The organism is Salinivibrio sp. ML198, assembly GCF_001996015.1.
Taxonomy (GTDB): domain Bacteria; phylum Pseudomonadota; class Gammaproteobacteria; order Enterobacterales; family Vibrionaceae; genus Salinivibrio; species Salinivibrio siamensis.
Genome location: NZ_MUEZ01000005.1, coordinates 165,185 through 182,390 on the forward strand (window position 1 = coordinate 165,185; position 17,206 = coordinate 182,390).

At 51.1% G+C, this 17,206-nt stretch carries 16 protein-coding genes and 2 tRNA genes; 9 read left to right on the forward strand and 9 right to left on the reverse strand.

All coding sequences use genetic code 11. The annotated features are described in order from the left end of the window. The first annotated feature begins 23 nt into the window (after positions 1-23). Positions 24-1,898: a 1-deoxy-D-xylulose-5-phosphate synthase gene (dxs, locus tag BZG25_RS05205; protein WP_077638633.1), complete on the forward strand. Its 1,875-nt coding sequence runs from the start codon at positions 24-26 to the stop codon at positions 1,896-1,898. 140 nt (positions 1,899-2,038) lie between these two features. On the opposite strand, the gene upp is transcribed toward dxs, so the two are convergent. Next, a complete protein-coding gene (gene upp, locus BZG25_RS05210) occupies positions 2,039-2,665 on the reverse strand; it encodes a uracil phosphoribosyltransferase (RefSeq protein WP_046073769.1) in 627 nt (208 codons plus the stop codon). 184 nt (positions 2,666-2,849) lie between these two features. Here upp and purM point away from each other — a divergent pair, with 184 nt between their 5' ends. Beyond that, on the forward strand, positions 2,850-3,893 hold the full coding sequence (purM, locus tag BZG25_RS05215) for a phosphoribosylformylglycinamidine cyclo-ligase (RefSeq protein WP_077578626.1): 1,044 nt from the start codon (positions 2,850-2,852) through the stop codon (positions 3,891-3,893). Beyond that, the gene (gene purN / locus BZG25_RS05220; protein WP_077578627.1) at positions 3,890-4,525 is read left to right on the forward strand and encodes a phosphoribosylglycinamide formyltransferase; all 636 of its coding nucleotides are present in this window, start codon (positions 3,890-3,892) and stop codon (positions 4,523-4,525) included. The genes purM and purN overlap by 4 nt, the downstream gene beginning before the upstream one ends. A gap of 54 nt (positions 4,526-4,579) precedes the next feature. Here purN and BZG25_RS05225 read toward each other — a convergent pair whose 3' ends face one another. Further along, a complete protein-coding gene (locus tag BZG25_RS05225; RefSeq protein ID WP_046073772.1) occupies positions 4,580-5,368 on the reverse strand; it encodes a class II glutamine amidotransferase in 789 nt (262 codons plus the stop codon). A gap of 22 nt (positions 5,369-5,390) precedes the next feature. Continuing rightward, the gene (gene lpcA / locus BZG25_RS05230; RefSeq protein WP_046073773.1) at positions 5,391-5,969 is read right to left on the reverse strand and encodes a D-sedoheptulose 7-phosphate isomerase; all 579 of its coding nucleotides are present in this window, start codon (positions 5,967-5,969) and stop codon (positions 5,391-5,393) included. A gap of 310 nt (positions 5,970-6,279) precedes the next feature. On the opposite strand from lpcA, the gene fadE reads away from it, so the two are divergent. Further along, on the forward strand, positions 6,280-8,724 hold the full coding sequence (gene fadE, locus BZG25_RS05235; protein ID WP_077578628.1) for an acyl-CoA dehydrogenase FadE: 2,445 nt from the start codon (positions 6,280-6,282) through the stop codon (positions 8,722-8,724). A gap of 95 nt (positions 8,725-8,819) precedes the next feature. On the opposite strand, the gene BZG25_RS05240 is transcribed toward fadE, so the two are convergent. Together BZG25_RS05240 and dnaQ are read right to left on the reverse strand one after the other, a co-directional pair. Next, positions 8,820-10,124, reverse strand: coding sequence for a TIGR03503 family protein (locus tag BZG25_RS05240; RefSeq protein ID WP_077638634.1), 1,305 nt, complete (start codon positions 10,122-10,124; stop codon positions 8,820-8,822). 8 nt (positions 10,125-10,132) lie between these two features. Further along, entirely contained in the window at positions 10,133-10,855 is a 723-nt protein-coding gene (gene dnaQ, locus BZG25_RS05245; protein WP_046073776.1) for a DNA polymerase III subunit epsilon, read from the reverse strand. A gap of 51 nt (positions 10,856-10,906) precedes the next feature. Between dnaQ and rnhA the strand changes: the two genes are divergently transcribed. Beyond that, positions 10,907-11,374, forward strand: coding sequence for a ribonuclease HI (gene rnhA / locus BZG25_RS05250; protein WP_077638635.1), 468 nt, complete (start codon positions 10,907-10,909; stop codon positions 11,372-11,374). Between the two features lie 8 nt (positions 11,375-11,382). Here the strand turns inward: rnhA and BZG25_RS05255 are convergent, their stop codons facing one another. Beyond that, entirely contained in the window at positions 11,383-12,108 is a 726-nt protein-coding gene (locus BZG25_RS05255; RefSeq protein WP_046073778.1) for a methyltransferase domain-containing protein, read from the reverse strand. A gap of 33 nt (positions 12,109-12,141) precedes the next feature. On the opposite strand from BZG25_RS05255, the gene gloB reads away from it, so the two are divergent. The 3 genes from gloB (at position 12,142) to BZG25_RS05270 (ending at position 15,234) form a co-directional block, all read left to right on the forward strand. Beyond that, complete coding sequence (gene gloB / locus BZG25_RS05260; RefSeq protein WP_046073779.1) at positions 12,142-12,900, forward strand: hydroxyacylglutathione hydrolase; 759 nt, start codon at positions 12,142-12,144, stop codon at positions 12,898-12,900. Positions 12,901-12,970: 70 nt separating this feature from the next. Next, positions 12,971-14,548, forward strand: a complete 1,578-nt coding sequence (locus BZG25_RS05265; protein ID WP_077638636.1) for a LysM peptidoglycan-binding domain-containing protein — start codon at positions 12,971-12,973, stop codon at positions 14,546-14,548. Then, positions 14,545-15,234, forward strand: a complete 690-nt coding sequence (locus BZG25_RS05270) for a YIP1 family protein (RefSeq protein WP_338012964.1) — start codon at positions 14,545-14,547, stop codon at positions 15,232-15,234. Before BZG25_RS05265 ends, BZG25_RS05270 begins: the two co-directional genes overlap by 4 nt. A 33-nt stretch (positions 15,235-15,267) precedes the next feature. Here BZG25_RS05270 and BZG25_RS05275 read toward each other — a convergent pair whose 3' ends face one another. Further along, positions 15,268-16,110, reverse strand: coding sequence for an endonuclease/exonuclease/phosphatase family protein (locus BZG25_RS05275; protein ID WP_046073781.1), 843 nt, complete (start codon positions 16,108-16,110; stop codon positions 15,268-15,270). Between the two features lie 184 nt (positions 16,111-16,294). On the opposite strand from BZG25_RS05275, the gene BZG25_RS05280 reads away from it, so the two are divergent. Then, complete coding sequence (locus BZG25_RS05280; protein WP_077578633.1) at positions 16,295-16,693, forward strand: gamma-glutamylcyclotransferase; 399 nt, start codon at positions 16,295-16,297, stop codon at positions 16,691-16,693. Positions 16,694-16,894: 201 nt separating this feature from the next. Here BZG25_RS05280 and BZG25_RS05285 read toward each other — a convergent pair. After that, a tRNA-Trp gene (locus tag BZG25_RS05285) sits at positions 16,895-16,971 on the reverse strand. 8 nt (positions 16,972-16,979) lie between these two features. After that, a tRNA-Asp gene (locus BZG25_RS05290) sits at positions 16,980-17,056 on the reverse strand. Positions 17,057-17,206 lie beyond the last annotated feature (150 nt).

Sequence of the window (17,206 nt, forward strand, 5' to 3'; positions counted from 1 at the left end):
ATTAATAAAAGCGCCGAACCATTATGACACTGGATATATCAAAATACCCCACTCTCGCTCTTGCTGATACGCCGGAAGAGTTGCGTACCTTACCACGCGATCACCTGCCGCAGCTTTGTGAAGAGTTACGTACCTATTTACTCAACACGGTCAGTCACTCAAGTGGCCACTTTGCCTCTGGGCTAGGTACCGTGGAGCTGACTGTGGCGCTGCACTATGTGTATAACACGCCCTTCGATCACCTCGTTTGGGACGTAGGGCACCAAGCCTATCCGCACAAGATCCTGACTGGACGACGTGAGCGCATGCAAACTATCCGGAAAAAAGACGGTTTGCACCCCTTTCCGTGGCGCGGAGAAAGCCCCTACGATGTGCTGTCGGTTGGTCATTCCTCAACGTCCATCAGCGCCGCGCTCGGTATGGCCATTAGTGCGCAAAAAGAGGGGCAGAATCGACGTGTAGTCAGTGTGATAGGCGATGGCGCAATCACCGCTGGGATGGCATTTGAAGCCATGAACCATGCCGGCGATATCAAACCCGATATGCTCGTGGTACTCAACGACAACGAGATGTCCATTTCTGAAAACGTCGGCGCGCTGAATAATCACTTTGCCCAACTCCTCTCTGGCAATGTCTACACCAGTATTCGTGAAGGCGGTAAGAAAGTATTGTCGGGCGCGCCACCAATTAAAGAGTTAGTGCGCCGCGCGGAAGAGCACCTTAAAGGCATGGTTGTCCCAGGCACCATGTTTGAAGAGCTGGGCTTTAACTACATTGGCCCGATTGATGGCCACGATGTCGAAGAGTTAGTCAAAACCCTCAAAAACATGCGCCATTTAAAAGGGCCGCAGTTTTTGCACGTCATGACCAAAAAAGGCAAAGGGTACGAGCCGGCGGAAAAAGATCCGATTGGGTACCATGCCGTGCCTAAGTTTGATCCCAGTGTACACACGCTGCCTAAATCCAAGCCAGCGAGCCCAACGTTTTCTAATGTGTTCGGCGACTGGCTATGTGATATGGCGGCGCAAGATGACAAGTTACTCGCGATTACGCCAGCCATGCGCGAAGGCTCCGGCATGGTGCGCTTTTCTAAAACGCACCCAGACAAATATTTTGATGTCGCCATTGCTGAGCAGCACTCAGTGACGCTGGCTGCAGGCATGGCAATCGGTACCTACCACCCTGTGGTGGCCATTTATTCGACCTTCCTACAGCGCGCCTATGATCAAGTCATTCACGATGTCGCGATCATGAATTTACCCGTGCTGTTTGCCATTGACCGTGGCGGGATTGTTGGCGCAGATGGCCAAACCCACCAAGGCGCTTTTGATTTAAGCTATTTACGCTGTGTCCCCAACTTGGTGGTGATGACGCCAAGTGATGAAAACGAGTGTCGCCAAATGCTGTATACCGGCCATATTCATAATGGGCCAGCGGCGGTGCGCTATCCTCGCGGCAGTGGTATCGATGCAGAGATTGAACAGAAGATGCAAGCGATGCCGATTGGCAAAGGCGTGATCAAACGTCGGGGAACACGGTTAGCCATCCTCAACTTTGGTACCTTATTGCCGCATGCTCAGGAAGCAGCAGACGAGCTGGATGCCACCTTGGTTGATATGCGCTTTGCTAAACCTTTAGATGAAGCGCTGCTACTCGACATGGCCAAGACGCATGACTGCCTGGTCACCGTGGAAGAAAATGCGATCGCAGGTGGTGCAGGCTCCGGGGTGATTGAAGCGATGATGCGCCATGGGGTTATCAAGCCTGTACGGCAAATCGGTTTACCCGATCGCTTTATCTCTCAAGGCACCCAGCAAGAAGTGCACGCCGAGCTTGAGCTCGATGGCCCCGGCATTAAGGCTCAAATTCAGCGTTACTTGGCCACGTTGGCTGAATAGGGGCGTTGACTGCGTAGAGGCGTCGTTTTTGCAACACGAGTCAGGCGCTATCTTCTGGTATGAAAAAACCCGCTACCAATGAGCGGGTTTTTTATGCTTCAGCGGACATTGACGCAGTGGCTTAGCCCGCTCACGCACGCTTACTTGGTACCAAAAATCTTATCACCGGCATCACCAAGCCCAGGTACAATGTACCCTTTGTCATCCAGCTTTTCATCGATAGCCGCCGTATAAAGCTCAATATCAGGATGCGCTTTTTTCAATGCCTCAATCCCTTCTGGGGCAGAGACCAATACCAAGACTTTGATCTGCTGACAGCCCTGCTCTTTGAGCAAGTCGATAGTCGCAATCATCGACCCCCCCGTGGCCAACATCGGATCCACAACCAAGGCCATGCGCTCGTCGATATTACTGGCTAGTTTATGAAAGTAAGGGACAGGCTCTAGGGTTTCTTCATCGCGATACACACCGACGACACTGATGCGCGCACCTGGGACATGCTCAAGCACCCCATCCATCATGCCCAAGCCTGCACGCAAAATAGGCACCACGGTGACTTTTTTGCCTTTGATTTGATCGACATTAACTGGGCCATCCCAGCCATCAATCGTTACTGTTTCTGTATCGAAGTCAGACGTCGCTTCATAAGTCAGCAGACTGCCCACTTCGGTCGCAAGCTCGCGAAACCGTTTGGTGCTAATATCTCGCTCGCGCATCAAGCCGATTTTATGTTTGACTAACGGGTGCCTTACTTCCACGACCTTCATCTTAGACTCCTTACAAAAAACAAATTCTCGGTAGTATACATGAAAGGTTTTTGCTAGCGTAGGCTTAGGGCTTGACATATCGCCCAGATTCTCGCCAAACAGCCTACGCAAACGTTTTCCTTTCTCTGAATCCACTGATAGAATAGCGCCGACTTTTGACTTCCAACTCCGGCGAGGAATTGCAGTGAGCGGTAAACAATCATCTCTTAGCTATAAGGACGCTGGTGTCGATATTGACGCTGGTAACGCACTAGTCGACCGCATTAAAGGGGTAGTAAAACAAACGCACCGGCCCGAAGTCATGGGAGGCCTAGGAGGCTTTGGCGCGCTTTGTTCATTGCCAACCAAATACAAAGAACCGGTATTGGTCTCTGGTACAGACGGCGTAGGTACCAAGCTGCGCTTAGCACTGGATGCGAATAAACACGATACTATCGGCATCGATCTGGTTGCAATGTGCGTTAACGATCTGATCGTGCAAGGTGCTGAGCCTCTCTTTTTCCTCGACTACTATGCAACAGGCAAGTTGGATGTTGACGTCGCGGCGGACGTTGTGACGGGTATCGCCCAAGGCTGTCAGCAAGCAGGTTGCGCCCTTATCGGCGGCGAGACCGCGGAAATGCCTGGCATGTACAGCGGCGATGATTACGATGTGGCTGGTTTTTGTGTCGGTGTTGCCGAGAAGTCTGCCATCATTGATGGGAGCCAAGTCAGCGATGGCGACGTCTTGATTGGCCTTGCGTCTAGTGGCCCGCATTCAAACGGCTACTCGCTGATCCGAAAGATCCTCGAAATCAGTCAAGCAAACCTGAGTGACGACCTAGAAGGCCAACCACTCATCGATCACTTGCTAGCCCCGACCCGCATTTACGTCAAATCGGTATTAGCCCTGCTTGAGCAAATCCCCGTTCACGCGATTTCTCATATCACAGGTGGCGGCTTTTGGGAGAACATCCCCCGCGTATTGCCCGATGGAGCCAAGGCGGTGATCGACAACACCAGTTGGCAATGGCCGGCTGTGTTTAACTGGTTGCAAGAAAAAGGCAACGTCAGTGACTATGAAATGCTACGCACCTTTAACTGTGGTGTGGGACTTGTGATTGCACTCCCTCAGGCTGAAGCTGACAAAGCGATTACCCTGTTAAATCAAGCGGGCGAAACCGCCTGGCAACTGGGCCATATTGCTCACGCGACGGGCGACGACGCACAGGTGGAGCTGAAAGCATGAAGCGCATTGTCGTCTTGATTTCCGGCAGCGGTTCCAATTTGCAAGCATTGATTGATAACATTCACGCGCAGCACGCGAACATTGTCGCCGTGATTGCCAATAAAGCTGACGCCTATGGGCTCACGCGTGCCAAGCACGCGGGGATACCGGATCAAGTGGTTGCCAACACCGATTATGCTAGCCGGGAAGAGTATGATGCGGCGCTTATTCGAGCGCTAGATGCCTATCAGCCCGACCTCGTCGTACTGGCGGGTTTTATGCGTATTTTAACCCCAGGTTTCGTTGCCCACTATGCGGGGCGAATGCTCAACATTCACCCCTCCCTGCTCCCCAAGTACACAGGACTGCATACCCACCAGCGTGCGATTGATGCTGGCGATACCGAGCATGGTACATCGGTGCATTTTGTCACTGAAGAGCTCGACGGTGGCCCCGTGATACTCCAAGCTCGTGTACCTATTTTTGAGGACGACGACGCAGAGTCTGTCGCCGCGCGCGTCCAACAACAAGAGCACAGGATCTACCCACTGGTGGTCAAGTGGTTTGTCGATGGCCGCCTGAAGATGATGGAAGATCACGCTTGGCTTGATGGTCAGGCACTCGGCCACGCCGGCTATGCCGCAGACGCGTAGCTCGTATAGACACTGACAACATAAAATAAGGCGCATTCGCGCCTTTTTTATTCGCTAAGATACCGATGTGTGATTGGCGCAATACACCTCGCCAAAGTGAAACACACAATATTCCCCTTCAGCCATTTTATGCCAGCGCTCGTTGTTGGTAAGGGGTTGCGTGGCAATCACGGTCACCACATCGTTAGGCGTGGTTTGCTCATGAAAATCGACCGTCATCTCTTGGTCGATCAGGCTAGCTTTTCCAAACGGAGCGCGACGCGTGATCCAATGGAGGTTATTGGTACAATACGCCATGACATAGTCGCCATCGCTAAACAGCATGTTGTAGACACCCAACGCGCGCAGGCGATCACAGCGTGAAGCGATAAAGTCAAACACCTCACACATATTGTCTGGCTGTTGCGGATAGTGCTTAAACAACTCATTCAATAACCAACAAAACGCTTTCTCACTGTCCGTTTCCCCGACAGGCTTAAAGTGGCCAGTATCCAGGCTCTCAAACCCAGATAACTGCCCATTGTGAGCAAACGTCCAATAACGCCCCCAGATCTCACGAGTGAAAGGATGTGTGTTTTCTAAGCTGATCCCACCTCGATTTGCTTGGCGAATATGGCTAACCACCGCACAGCTTTTTATCGGATAACTGGTGACCAGCTCTGCGACCTTGGATTGGCTACTGGGTGCCGGATCTTTAAAGGTGCGAAACCCTTTGCCTTCATAAAAGGTGATCCCCCAGCCATCGCGATGCGGGCCCGTTTTACCGCCGCGCTGAATCAAGCCAGTAAAGCTAAAACAAATATCGGTTGGGACGTTGGCACTCATGCCAAGCAGCTCGCACATTCTTTCATCTACCTCCGAGGGGTTACGCTGCCATTTCCTTTTCCACTAGCTGGATAAGAATATGGATAATTTTGATATGGACTTCCTGAATACGATCCGCATAACCAAAGTGAGGCACACGGATTTCAATATCAGCGAGACCTGCCATTTTGCCGCCGTCTTTTCCTGTAAGCATAATGGTCTTCATGCCTTTTTGTTTGGCGACATCAATGGCATTGAGGATATTCCCCGAATTGCCCGATGTAGATAGCCCAAACAACACGTCGCCTTTCATGCCCACCGCCTCAAGATAACGCGAGAAAACATACTCGTAGCCAAAGTCATTCGACACGCACGAAATATGGCTTGGATCTGAAATGGCAATCGCGGGATAACCAGGACGGTTTTCTCGGTAGCGACCGGTTAATTCTTCAGCAAAATGCATGGCATCACAATGCGAGCCGCCATTGCCACAAGAGAGCACCTTGCCACTGGCCTTAAAACTATCGGCCAACAGTTTCGCGGCTTTCTCGATTTGCTGAATGTTATTGTCATCACTTAAAAACGCTGTTAACACATCGGCAGCTTCTGTCAGCTCACCGCGAATAATATCTTGGTACATGGCACCTTCCCACTGTTAACAAATATCTGACGTTCTTGCCTGACAGGCATAACGTCACATGACTGCCAGTGTACCCGCATCGTTTTACGGCTGTCGACTGCCGCGCCCTTCCGACAAGCGAGCCAGGTCACGTTTGCTTGAATGGCAACCTATCTTGCCAGTTGTCCTCATCCTCAAGTGGTGATTTTCTCACCTTGCAAGCTAGGTCACACCGTATCATTTTACAATTCGTTAATTATTTGCTTACATTGAGTGGTACGACCTCTTACCACGACAGTAAGGGCAAACCAAAACCTAAGGAGATGACGTGATGGCAACAGGGTTATATATCGCCGCCATGCTAATACTGGCCGGTGTACTCGCATACCATCGTGCTAAGCTGCTGGTATCGACTGCCGTGCTCGCAGCCGGACTAGTTGTAGGGACAATCATGGGCAGCGTCGGGGAGATCACTTGGTTGATCTTTGCCGTGATCGCGTTGCCCCTCAATATCGTGACGTTTCGTCGCAACTGGCTCAGCAAGCCCGCTTTCAAAGCATTTAAATCCGTGATGCCAGAAATGTCAGCGACGGAAAAAGAAGCGATTGATGCGGGAACAGTCTGGTGGGAAGCCGACCTATTCCGCGGCGCGCCGGATTGGAACAAACTGCATGACATTCCCGCCCCGACGCTGAGTGCGGAAGAGCAGGCATTTTTAGATGGACCGGTCAACGAAGTCTGCCGCATGGTCGATGACTACCAAGTCACGCATGAACTCGCTGACCTGCCCGAGGATGTTTGGCAATATTTGAAAGACAACAAATTCTTCGCCATGATCATCAAAAAGCAATATGGTGGCTTGGAATTTTCTGCCTACGCACAATCCTTGGTGCTGCAAAAATTGTCAGGCGTCTCTGGTGTGCTGTCATCCACCGTGGGGGTCCCTAACTCACTAGGCCCAGGTGAATTGCTCCAGCATTACGGCACCACAGAGCAAAAAGACCATTACCTCCCTCGTTTGGCCCAAGGTAAAGAAATCCCTTGTTTTGCGTTGACCAGCCCAGAGGCGGGCTCTGATGCAGGCTCGATTCCTGATTATGGTGTGGTCACCAAAGGTATGTGGCAAGGTGAAGAAGTGCTGGGGATGAAAATCACCTGGAACAAACGTTATATTACCCTCGCCCCGGTTGCCACTGTGTTGGGTCTGGCGTTTAAGCTACGCGATCCTGAACACCTATTAGGCGATCAGGATGAACTTGGCATTACCTGTGCGTTGATCCCAACGGACCTCGAAGGGGTTGAAATTGGCCGTCGCCATTTCCCGCTTAACGTGCCTTTCCAAAACGGTCCAACTCAAGGCAACGACGTCTTCGTACCGATGGACTTTATTATTGGTGGCCAGAAAATGGCAGGCCAAGGCTGGCGTATGCTGATGGAGTGCTTGTCCATCGGTCGCGGTATTACCCTACCCTCCAATACCACGGGGGGACTAAAGTCAGCCGCCCTAGCAACAGGGGCTTACGCACGCATTCGCCGTCAGTTCAAACTCCCCATTGGTAAAATGGAAGGGATTGAAGAGCCTCTCGCGCGTATTGCTGGCAACGCCTACGTGATGGATGCCGCCAGCGCGCTGACGGTGACGGGTATCGATATCGGCGAGAAGCCCTCGGTCATTTCTGCCATCGTTAAATATCACTGTACCCACCGCAGTCAACAAGGTGTGATTGATGCGATGGATGTGGTAGGCGGTAAAGGCATCTGCCTGGGACCAAAAAACTTCCTGGGACGCAACTATCAAGGTTCGCCGATCGCCATCACGGTGGAAGGCGCTAACATCCTGACGCGTTCAATGATCATCTTCGGTCAAGGTGCGATTCGTTGCCATCCATTCGTGTTGGATGAGATTCGTGCCAGCGAAAATAGCGATCAGCAAGCCGCCCTCGCAGCGTTTGATAAGGCCTTATTTGGTCATGTTGGCTTTGTGTTTAGCAATGTTGCACGTGCTTTCTGGCTTGGTCTTACCGATGGTCGTTTGTCTAAAGCTCCCCGCAAAGACGCGACACGTCGTTATTACCAGCAGATGAATCGCTACAGTGCCGCGCTCGCGCTCCTCGCCGATGTCTCTATGGCAGTATTAGGCGGTAACCTCAAGCGTAAAGAGCGCTTGTCAGCGCGCCTTGGCGATGTGCTGAGCCAGCTTTATCTTGCGTCAGCCACCATGAAACGCTATGCCGATGAAGGCTATCAGAAAGAGGATCTCCCTCTGGTGCATTGGGGCATGCAAGACGCCATGTACCAAGCTGAACAAGCACTGGATGGCTTTATCGCTAACTTCCCGAATCGAGTAGTTGCTGGCTTAGTGCGCGTACTGGTATTCCCGCTGGGTAAAGGACGCCGTCAGCCTGGCGATCGCCTCGATGGCAAACTGGCTGTCATTTTACAATCACCCAGTGCAACGCGTGATCGCCTCGGCCGAGGTCAGTACTTCGAGCCAGGTAATGCGATTGGTAATATTGAAAAGGCACTGCATGACATTTTGAATGCCGAGCCTATTCATAAAAAAGTGTGTGATGGCATCGGTGAGAAGCTGCCGTTTATGTTCCTCGACCAAGTCGCGGATAAAGGCTTGAGCGCCGGCGTAATTACCGAGCAAGAAGCTGCACTATTGCGAGAAGCCGAGCAAGGCCGCCTTGAAACGATCAATGTGGATGACTTTGACCCGTCAGAGCTGCCCGCCGCGTCGGTCAAGGAGAGCAAGATGCATAACGCGGCTTAACCGCTTTTTCCTGCATCAATGGCGTGACGTAAAAAGAGAGGGCTTCCCTCTCTTTTTTTATTGCCCGTATAGATGGGCTTACTCGCACCACAGTGCTAGTCGTTTTTATCCGGCCTATCCATGTCAAGCTCACTGGCTTGGTCGTCGCCGTCGCTGTCCAGTGGAGGGGCTTCCAGCTCTTGCGCCGCTTCAGCCAATTTGCGTGCTTTGCGTTTTCGCAAGACAAACCAAGTGGCGGCACCTATCAGCATCACCAGTAAGTTACCTAATCCAATGATCAACAGGGAAGTGGTTCGTGCTTCTTCTCGCTCTCGTTGTTGGCGGCGCGCCTCCGCCGCTTCCATCATGGCTTTTTCACGCGCTTCACGCTCTGCTTCGGCTTCTTCCAGCGCCGCGTAATCGGTGACCGCAAAGGTTTGTTCTGGAAGAGGAAAAACCAAGGGTCGTCCCGATAACTGATCCGTCGCATACAAGGTTGTCCGCCATTTGTATTGTCCAGGTGTGCTGGCATAAGGAATATCGAGCGTAATCGTTTGCTGCTCTTCCTCAGCGGTTGTTTGGTAGACCGTCGTTTTTCCTTCGGTATCGGTGAATTTGGCGTGAACAGACACGCTACCTGGCTCAATACTGGCCTGCTCCGACTCAACAACCAATTGATGCGGTTCGCCCTCTCCTTGGCTTTGTTTAAATGTGGCCATTAACGGTGTCGGGTAAACTAAGACTTGTTGCTCTAAAGTACGGAAAAAAATACCGTTACCCGAGGTCACGCGTGCGCGGTATTTTCCTGGCATGACGTTAATCGGCAAAGACACGGTGAAAACGCCGTCATTGGGTGCTTCATCAAGCCCCGAGCCGTCGTCACTAAATTGCCCTAATGCTTTGGGCTGTGGCCGCTGATCGAGATTAAGCGACTCCGGATCTTCGATGAACTCAGTAAAGTGTACAGTCAAATCGACACGCTCAATGAAGTCACGCAAGTTAAGGGGCTTATCGCCCAGCATGAGCTGTGCGGTAAACTTCACCGCCTCGCCTTGATAAAGACGACTGGGTAAGTCTTCAACCTGCATACGCAAGTCGCTTAAAACACGGACTTTGTTGTCAGGGCTCACTCGGCCAATCGCTTGCCATGGTCCTGGCATGGGGTCGGTAATCGACACGATGTCCATGTCTGATTCTTGATGCCAGGATACTTTGTCTGGGTGGCGCCATGCATAATATTTGGTGCCGTCCGGGCGTACCAACACCACTGGCATGCTTGGCTTTTCTCGATAAATCACGAAGGCCGCACGTTCAATGGTTGGATCAACACGGAAGCGATTTTCCAGCAGACGAATTTCTTGCTCGTTAGCGTGTGCCAACAAGGGAAAACAAACACACACCGCCCACCATCGCTTCTTCATGCCTTCTCCTACTGCCGCCAAAGACAGCTACCGTTTTGCTCAATAAAGTCTAAACGCGCTTCGTGCGCACTCATTTCATCGGCCGATGCGGGAATAACCTTTAGCGATTTCTGACGCTTAACGGTTCTTGGTGCCATTGGACTCGCATTATCCGTCTCAGTACCCGCATTAAATGACAAGTTAGTTTGTCCCCCGGTCATTAATAGGTATACGTCAGCAAGGATCTCCGCATCCAACAAAGCGCCGTGAAGCGTTCGCCGAGAGTTATCAATACCGTAGCGATCGCACAACACATCAAGGTTGTTACGCTTTCCAGGGAAGATTTTCTTCGCCATCGCTAAGGTGTCTGTGATGGTGCAAAGCTCAGTGGTTTGCAGCGAGACACCTAGGTTTTTGAATTCATAATCCATAAACCCCACATCAAAGGGCGCGTTATGGGCGATCAGCTCCGCCCCTTGAATAAAATCAACAAAGGCTTGATGGATTTGCGCGTATCGCGGCTTGTCGGCCAAAAAGGCATCGGTGATACCGTGTACCGAAATCGCCTCAGGATCGATCGCGCGTGTAGGCTGAATGTAGGCATGAAAGTGCCGCCCCGTCAGCTTACGGTTGATAATCTCAACCGCACCGATTTCAATAATATTGTGGCCTTGGTAATGTGGCCCCCCTTCGCGGTTCATACCGGTGGTTTCGGTATCAAGCACAACGAGGCGATCGTAATTCGCTTTCATGGCAATAACTGTGTCAAACTTGGCTCAGATGAATAGCCAATAGTATCAAAGATGACCAAGCAGGTAGAAATTTTCACAGACGGTTCTTGTCTCGGCAACCCGGGGCCGGGCGGGTATGGTGTGGTGATGCGCTACAAACAACATGAAAAAACCTTGAGTGCCGGTTTCACCCTCACCACCAACAATCGCATGGAACTAATGGCGGCAATTGTCGGCTTAAATGCGCTTAATACAAGCTGTAACGTGGTTCTCACTACAGACAGCCAGTACGTTCGACAAGGGATCACCCAATGGATCCATAATTGGAAAAAACGCCAATGGAAGACGGCGGATAAGAAACCGGTGAAAAATGCCGATTTATGGCAACAGCTTGATCAAGCGGCATCTAAGCACCAAATCACCTGGAACTGGGTGAAAGGCCACGCTGGACACCCGGAAAATGAGCGTTGTGACGAGCTCGCGCGCGACGCTGCCAACCACCCTACCGAGATCGATGAAGGCTATGAGCCTGCAGACTAATCCTATTTCTAGCCGCCGTTGGGAACAACGCCGCCCAGCGGTGAGACCGCTTGCTTGAGTTTCCAACGAGGCTTAATGGGTTTTAGTGGGTAGCTACGCTTACGCGCAATGATCAAATAAATGGACCCAAGCGCAGGTGTCACCATACTGGCGCTACTCTCTACCCAAGCATGGCGGGCACTGGGTCGATGAGTCGGCCACAGTCCCATCTGGTGCGCCTCAACCACCTCATAGTTCATGACACTCAACCAATCTTTAACGCGAAGAGGTGAAAACATCCGTCCCCCCCACGGAAGCCGTTGATGCCTGCCACGTAGCACTTTTTTTACGCCCAAAAAGCTTGCGGGGTTAACACCCGATATGATCAAGCAACCGTCATCAATCATCACACGATCAACCTCTCGTAATAAACGGTGCGGATCATCGCTATAATCAAGTTGGTGCGCTAATACACACGCATCAAAAGATTTCTCGATAAATGGCAAGGCATAATGTGTCGCGGTCACATTGCGCATTGGGTTATGTTGGTCGACACAGACTTGGTGTTGAATGTTACACTGTTCACTGACTAGCTCGCAGCTTAAGCCGCCCAATTTCAGCAAATGGTAGCCAAATAAGGTCGGCAACCATTCATCCAGCCGAGTTTGCAATTGGGTGCGCGCCCAATCACCGTAAGCAACTTGGTCCCACGTATAGGGATAGTCAAACTGATGTTCTATGCGCGCTGGTTTCATTGATTAAGGCTCATTCTATCGCTGGAGAACCCAATGCTTCATGTAAAAAGCATACCTGCATTTAACGATAATTACATATGGCTCATTATTAGTGAAGATAATCGCTGCGCCGTGGTCGATCCGGGTGAGGCAAGTCAGGTTATTGACTACCTCAAAGCGAATTCATTGACTTTATCGTGCATTCTTATCACACACCACCATTGGGATCACACCAATGGCATTGACGATCTTGTACGCTATGCCCCAAGCGCCAAAGTGATCGGCCCAGATGTTCACCCGATACCTCAACGTTCAATGGCGGTTGGTGACGGTGACCAAATTGATGTCTTTGACCATCGCTTTTTGGTCGTCGGTGTCGAAGGCCACACCGACGATCACATTGCATTTGTCGGCGATGGTAAGCTGTTCTGTGGCGATGCATTGTTTTCAGCCGGTTGTGGCCGTTTACTCGGTGGTACCGCTGAACAATCACTCAACTCATTGAAAAAACTGGCATCGCTCCCCATCGAAACCCAAGTGTATTGTGCCCATGAGTATACCGCCGCCAATGTCGCGTTTGCGCTGACTGTGGAGCCTGAAAACGATGCATTACATCTATACCGGGAAGAAGTGAACCGCTTACGCGCCCAAGGTAAGCAAACGCTCCCCAGTACCATAGAGCGAGAAAAGCGCATTAATCCATTTTTGCGCACTCAAGAGCCGACGGTCATTCAAGCGGTCGTAGGTCGCACCACTGCCGACGATGAGCTTGCCGTTTTCCGTGCGCTGCGTCAGTGGAAGGACGAATTTTGAGCTGAGTCTCTTGTCATCAATGAGGCCAGCCCCTATCATCATCGGCTATTTTGGACGAAGGTTTTATGCAATGAAGTACCGTTTTATTATATTGAGCACGCTGTTGCTGAGCGGCTGTCAGTCTATCGGCGACGCTCAAAATACGGATATCGCCTCCGAGGCACCGCCCGTTGTCGCAAAAGAAACAACGCGCTCGCCTGATAAAGCCACAGAGACGCCCAAGAAAGCCACCCCCGCGACGCCTACGGTACTTTCCCCGCAAAAACAGAGTGATGTGTGGCAACGCATCAGTATGCAGCTTTCGCTTCCAGTACCTGATAACGCCTCGGTGCGCCGTTATCGTAATTGGTACTTAAAGTACCCTAATCACCTTGCCACGGTCGCTGAGCGCGCCACGCCATTTTTGCACCTGATCGTAGAGAAAGTCGAAGCACGCAACATGCCACTCGAGCTGGCATTGCTTCCAGTCGTAGAAAGCTCGTTTGATCAATTTGCTTACTCGCATGGCCGGGCTGCTGGCCTTTGGCAATTTGTCCCAGCAACCGGCCGCCGTTTTGGCCTGGAACAAAATTGGTGGTACGACGGCCGACGTGATGTGGTGCAATCAACCGATGCAGCGCTCGATTACCTCGAGTACTTGCATGGCATGTTTGATGGTAATTGGTTACACGCAATCGCTGCATATAACTCCGGCGAGGGACGCGTGGCTCGTGCTATTCGTCGCAACAAGCAACGCGGCCAACCCACCGATTTTTGGCATTTGGATCTCCCCAAAGAAACCAGCAGTTATGTTCCTAAGCTGATTGCACTTGGCGATGTACTACGCCATCAAGATCAATATGGCTTAGAGGTCCCTGCGATCCCTAACCAGCCAGCACTGACCTTGGTCGATCCTAAGATGCAAATGGATCTCGCTCTCGCGGCTAACTATGCCGGTTTAAGTGTTTCTGAGCTGCAAAGCCTTAACCCTGCGTATAACCATTGGGCAACGTCACCATCAGGCCCCACCCACTTATTGTTGCCCAACGAAAATGTGGAACGCTTTAATACTGAGTTGGCTAAAAATGACAACCAAGGGCTTCGTGTGGAACGTTATGCGGTGAAGTCAGGTGATAGCCTGAGTGAAATCGCGGCTGAGTACAACACCACCGTCAAAGTATTAAAACGTGCTAACCAACTCCACTCCTCACGTATTCGCGTGGGTCAGCGCCTGATGATCCCTGTTTCGCTGAAAGATGAATCACAATATACGCTAAGCGCACCACAGCGCCTCGCAGCATTGCAAGCGGCGGAGCGAGACGGCCACAAGCGCACCCACACAGTCCGCCAAGGCGACAGCTTTTGGACAATCGCCCGTCGTTATGACGTTGATTATCGTCAGCTCGCTAAGTGGAACGGCATGAGTCCTCGCGACACCCTCAGCATTGGCCAGAAGTTGGTCGTTTGGGATAAAGAGGGGGATGCACGTCGCATCCGCACGATTACCTACCGAATTCGACAAGGTGATTCGTTGAGCAGTATTGCACAACGCTACAATGTATCAGTCGCCGAGCTGGTTAAATGGAACCAGTTACGCCAAAACGCGTATATCCAACCAGGTCAAAAGCTAACACTGCATATCGACATTTCTCGGAGTAGCGGCTCATGATGCAAGCTTCAGCCAATCCATTGTTCGCCTTAAGAGACATCGTCCTTCGTCCCAGTGCGTGCTTTGCTGCATTAAGCCAGCGCCCGGTATGGGGTTGGTTGGCTTATTTGCTCATGTGCCTAAGCGCTATTGCATTTTGGAGTGCTTATTTTGATCACACCAACCTTGCCGCGCTTCAGCAAGCACTCGCGCAACAATTATCGATGCCACCTGCAGACGCTGAAAAGTGGTTACAACGTGAAACACTTCTTGCCTCTGAAGTGCTCGGAGATTGGTTTGGCCGAGCGGCGGTCATTTTTGCCTTGGCATTGTGGTTTCGGTTAGCCACCAAACAAGAAGCCCCTAACTTTGGCTATCGTCACTGGCTCGCGGCCTCTTGCTTTATTTTTTTGCCCGCCGTCGTAGGCGATTTAGCAAGCTATACCAATATGACTTTATCATCCGGTTTTATTTTGCCGGCTCATGCGGACTTAAATAGTCTTAATGGCTTGCTAAAATTGCCGCTCGCCTCCTCATGGAGTGCATGGGCAGCAAGCTTACCACTACTGCTCCCGTGGTACTGGGTATTAAGCATTACGGTTATCGGCACTTGGACACCACTCAATCATGGCAAAGCGATTGTCGTCGCTACCCTGCCTTGGGTTGCCGTTTTTGCCAGTTGGGCCATCGTCATAGCACTAAGTTAGGAAAGTTCAGCGAGGGGGCTCCCCTCGTTGCCTCTATCCTGTCACTTTCAGTTGTGCCTCTATCGCTGCATGATCGGAGGCACCATTATCTATCGCACTCGCCTTTTCTACCGATAACCCACGGTAGAAAACATGATCCAACGGCAACCCAAATTTAGTCATTCGCTCATCGGGGTGATAACTCATTTCTTGTAATGATAAGCGCGTAACCATCGCTCTCACCGCGTCTAACCGCCGTTGAGACCAAGTATTAAAATCACCGGCTAAAATAATAGGCCCTTCGACACGCGCCAAAGCTTGCTCCAATGCCGCCAACTGTTTCTTATAAGCGGCCATTGCATAAGTAAAGTTAATGCTATGAATATTCACCACCGCAAGGCGCTGTCCATTGGAGAGCTGGTACTCACTATACAAAGCACTTTTAGGAAGGCGCAGGTAAGGCTCGACCGCAGTATACGCACAACTGTGCAAAGGGTTCACTTTGGAAAGGTTCATCACCCCTGCAACAGCATCTTGCATCGCAAACGCATAAGCTTGGTCATAGTGCAATGATGCTTGCGTGATCCAACGCGCCAATTGTGGACCAAAGCTTGCCTCTTGCAACAACATCAAACGGTGAGGTTGATGATACTGGTTTAACGCCGTGTCCCACTGAGGGCGCTGCTGTTTATAGATATTCCACACCAACAAAGAAAAACGGCCTTGTTCGTCAAGCGGCGAAGAATGTGTGTAATCAACGCACTGGCGATGTATACCAGACACTGTATGGAGCTGGGTGCTGTCAGGCACGGTGAAGTAGCCATTGACACCAATCACCGCAGCAGGGACAAAAATAGCACTGCCCCATGCCACTACCTTGCCAATACGTTTTTTCATTGCTTGATCACCACCATAACGCTTGCCAGTGTGAGTATAGGTTGTTACTAGAATGGGCGCCGATTTTGCGATCATGAAGGCTGAAATACAAGTGGTTGCACTGACTTATTACTTGCTGCTTGCTTCAACTCAGAGATAGGATAGAAAAGAAATAATAACAAAGTGCATTCATGGAGCGACGCCTATGCTTAACAACCTCTTCGTATACGGAACCCTGTGTCCAGAAGGCACAAATCACCATGTGCTCGCGGAAGTCCATGGTCAGTGGTTCCCTGCGAGTATACAAGCAATACGCACCGACCGTGGTTGGGGATCGGCCTCAGGTTATCCCGGCATTGAGCTCAGCGATTCTGTCAATGATCGCGTTGAGGGTTGGCTTTTAAAAGCAGAGGACTTATCCCATTTTCTACCTAAACTTGATGCATTTGAGGGGTCGGGGTATCAGAGAGTGATTGTGGAAGTCGAATATCACAGTGAGAGCCGAACAGAGCCAATGCATACCACGGCATTTGCTTATGAGCTTTGTTTCAGTCACCAGCCCGATGCAACAGGTCCAAGCCAATTTGTGGCCAAAAACTATTAGAAGACTTGTTTGAATAGATCAAAAAAAGCACTGACGGATGTCAGTGCTTTTCGAGTGGCAGGGGTAGAGGGATTCGATCGGACTGGCGCCTCAGCCCCCAACACGCGGACTTCGATGTCACACCAAAAACCATCCATAAGTTAGTCTATCGGTAAGATTGAAATAAAAAAAAAGCACTGACGGATGTCAGTGCTTTTCGAGTGGCAGGGGTAGAGGGATTCGAACCCCCAACACGCGGATTTGGAATCCGCTGCTCTGCCAATTGGAGCTATACCCCTATAAATAGTGGCGGAGTGGACGGGACTCGAACCCGCGACCCCCGGCGTGACAGGCCGGTATTCTAACCAACTGAACTACCACTCCGCACCAATCCTGTCTCATCAAAGTCTTACGTCAATCTGCTTTGATGCTTAAATCCGTTTTTGCCTTCAGATTTTTCCAAAAATCTGAAAACAAGAAAGCAAGCCTGGCGATGTCCTACTCTCACATGGGGAGACCCCACACTACCATCGG

Coding starts and splice junctions, on each gene's coding strand:
- dxs (WP_077638633.1), top strand. CDS start 24: ATGACACTGGATATATCAAAATACCCCACTCTCGCTCTTGCTGATACG.
- upp (WP_046073769.1), bottom strand. CDS start 2,665: ATGAAGGTCGTGGAAGTAAGGCACCCGTTAGTCAAACATAAAATCGGC.
- purN (WP_077578627.1), top strand. CDS start 3,890: ATGAAGCGCATTGTCGTCTTGATTTCCGGCAGCGGTTCCAATTTGCAA.
- BZG25_RS05225 (WP_046073772.1), bottom strand. CDS start 5,368: ATGTGCGAGCTGCTTGGCATGAGTGCCAACGTCCCAACCGATATTTGT.
- lpcA (WP_046073773.1), bottom strand. CDS start 5,969: ATGTACCAAGATATTATTCGCGGTGAGCTGACAGAAGCTGCCGATGTG.
- fadE (WP_077578628.1), top strand. CDS start 6,280: ATGGCAACAGGGTTATATATCGCCGCCATGCTAATACTGGCCGGTGTA.
- BZG25_RS05240 (WP_077638634.1), bottom strand. CDS start 10,124: ATGAAGAAGCGATGGTGGGCGGTGTGTGTTTGTTTTCCCTTGTTGGCA.
- dnaQ (WP_046073776.1), bottom strand. CDS start 10,855: ATGAAAGCGAATTACGATCGCCTCGTTGTGCTTGATACCGAAACCACC.
- rnhA (WP_077638635.1), top strand. CDS start 10,907: ATGACCAAGCAGGTAGAAATTTTCACAGACGGTTCTTGTCTCGGCAAC.
- BZG25_RS05255 (WP_046073778.1), bottom strand. CDS start 12,108: ATGAAACCAGCGCGCATAGAACATCAGTTTGACTATCCCTATACGTGG.
- gloB (WP_046073779.1), top strand. CDS start 12,142: ATGCTTCATGTAAAAAGCATACCTGCATTTAACGATAATTACATATGG.
- BZG25_RS05265 (WP_077638636.1), top strand. CDS start 12,971: ATGAAGTACCGTTTTATTATATTGAGCACGCTGTTGCTGAGCGGCTGT.
- BZG25_RS05270 (WP_338012964.1), top strand. CDS start 14,545: ATGATGCAAGCTTCAGCCAATCCATTGTTCGCCTTAAGAGACATCGTC.
- BZG25_RS05275 (WP_046073781.1), bottom strand. CDS start 16,110: ATGAAAAAACGTATTGGCAAGGTAGTGGCATGGGGCAGTGCTATTTTT.
- BZG25_RS05280 (WP_077578633.1), top strand. CDS start 16,295: ATGCTTAACAACCTCTTCGTATACGGAACCCTGTGTCCAGAAGGCACA.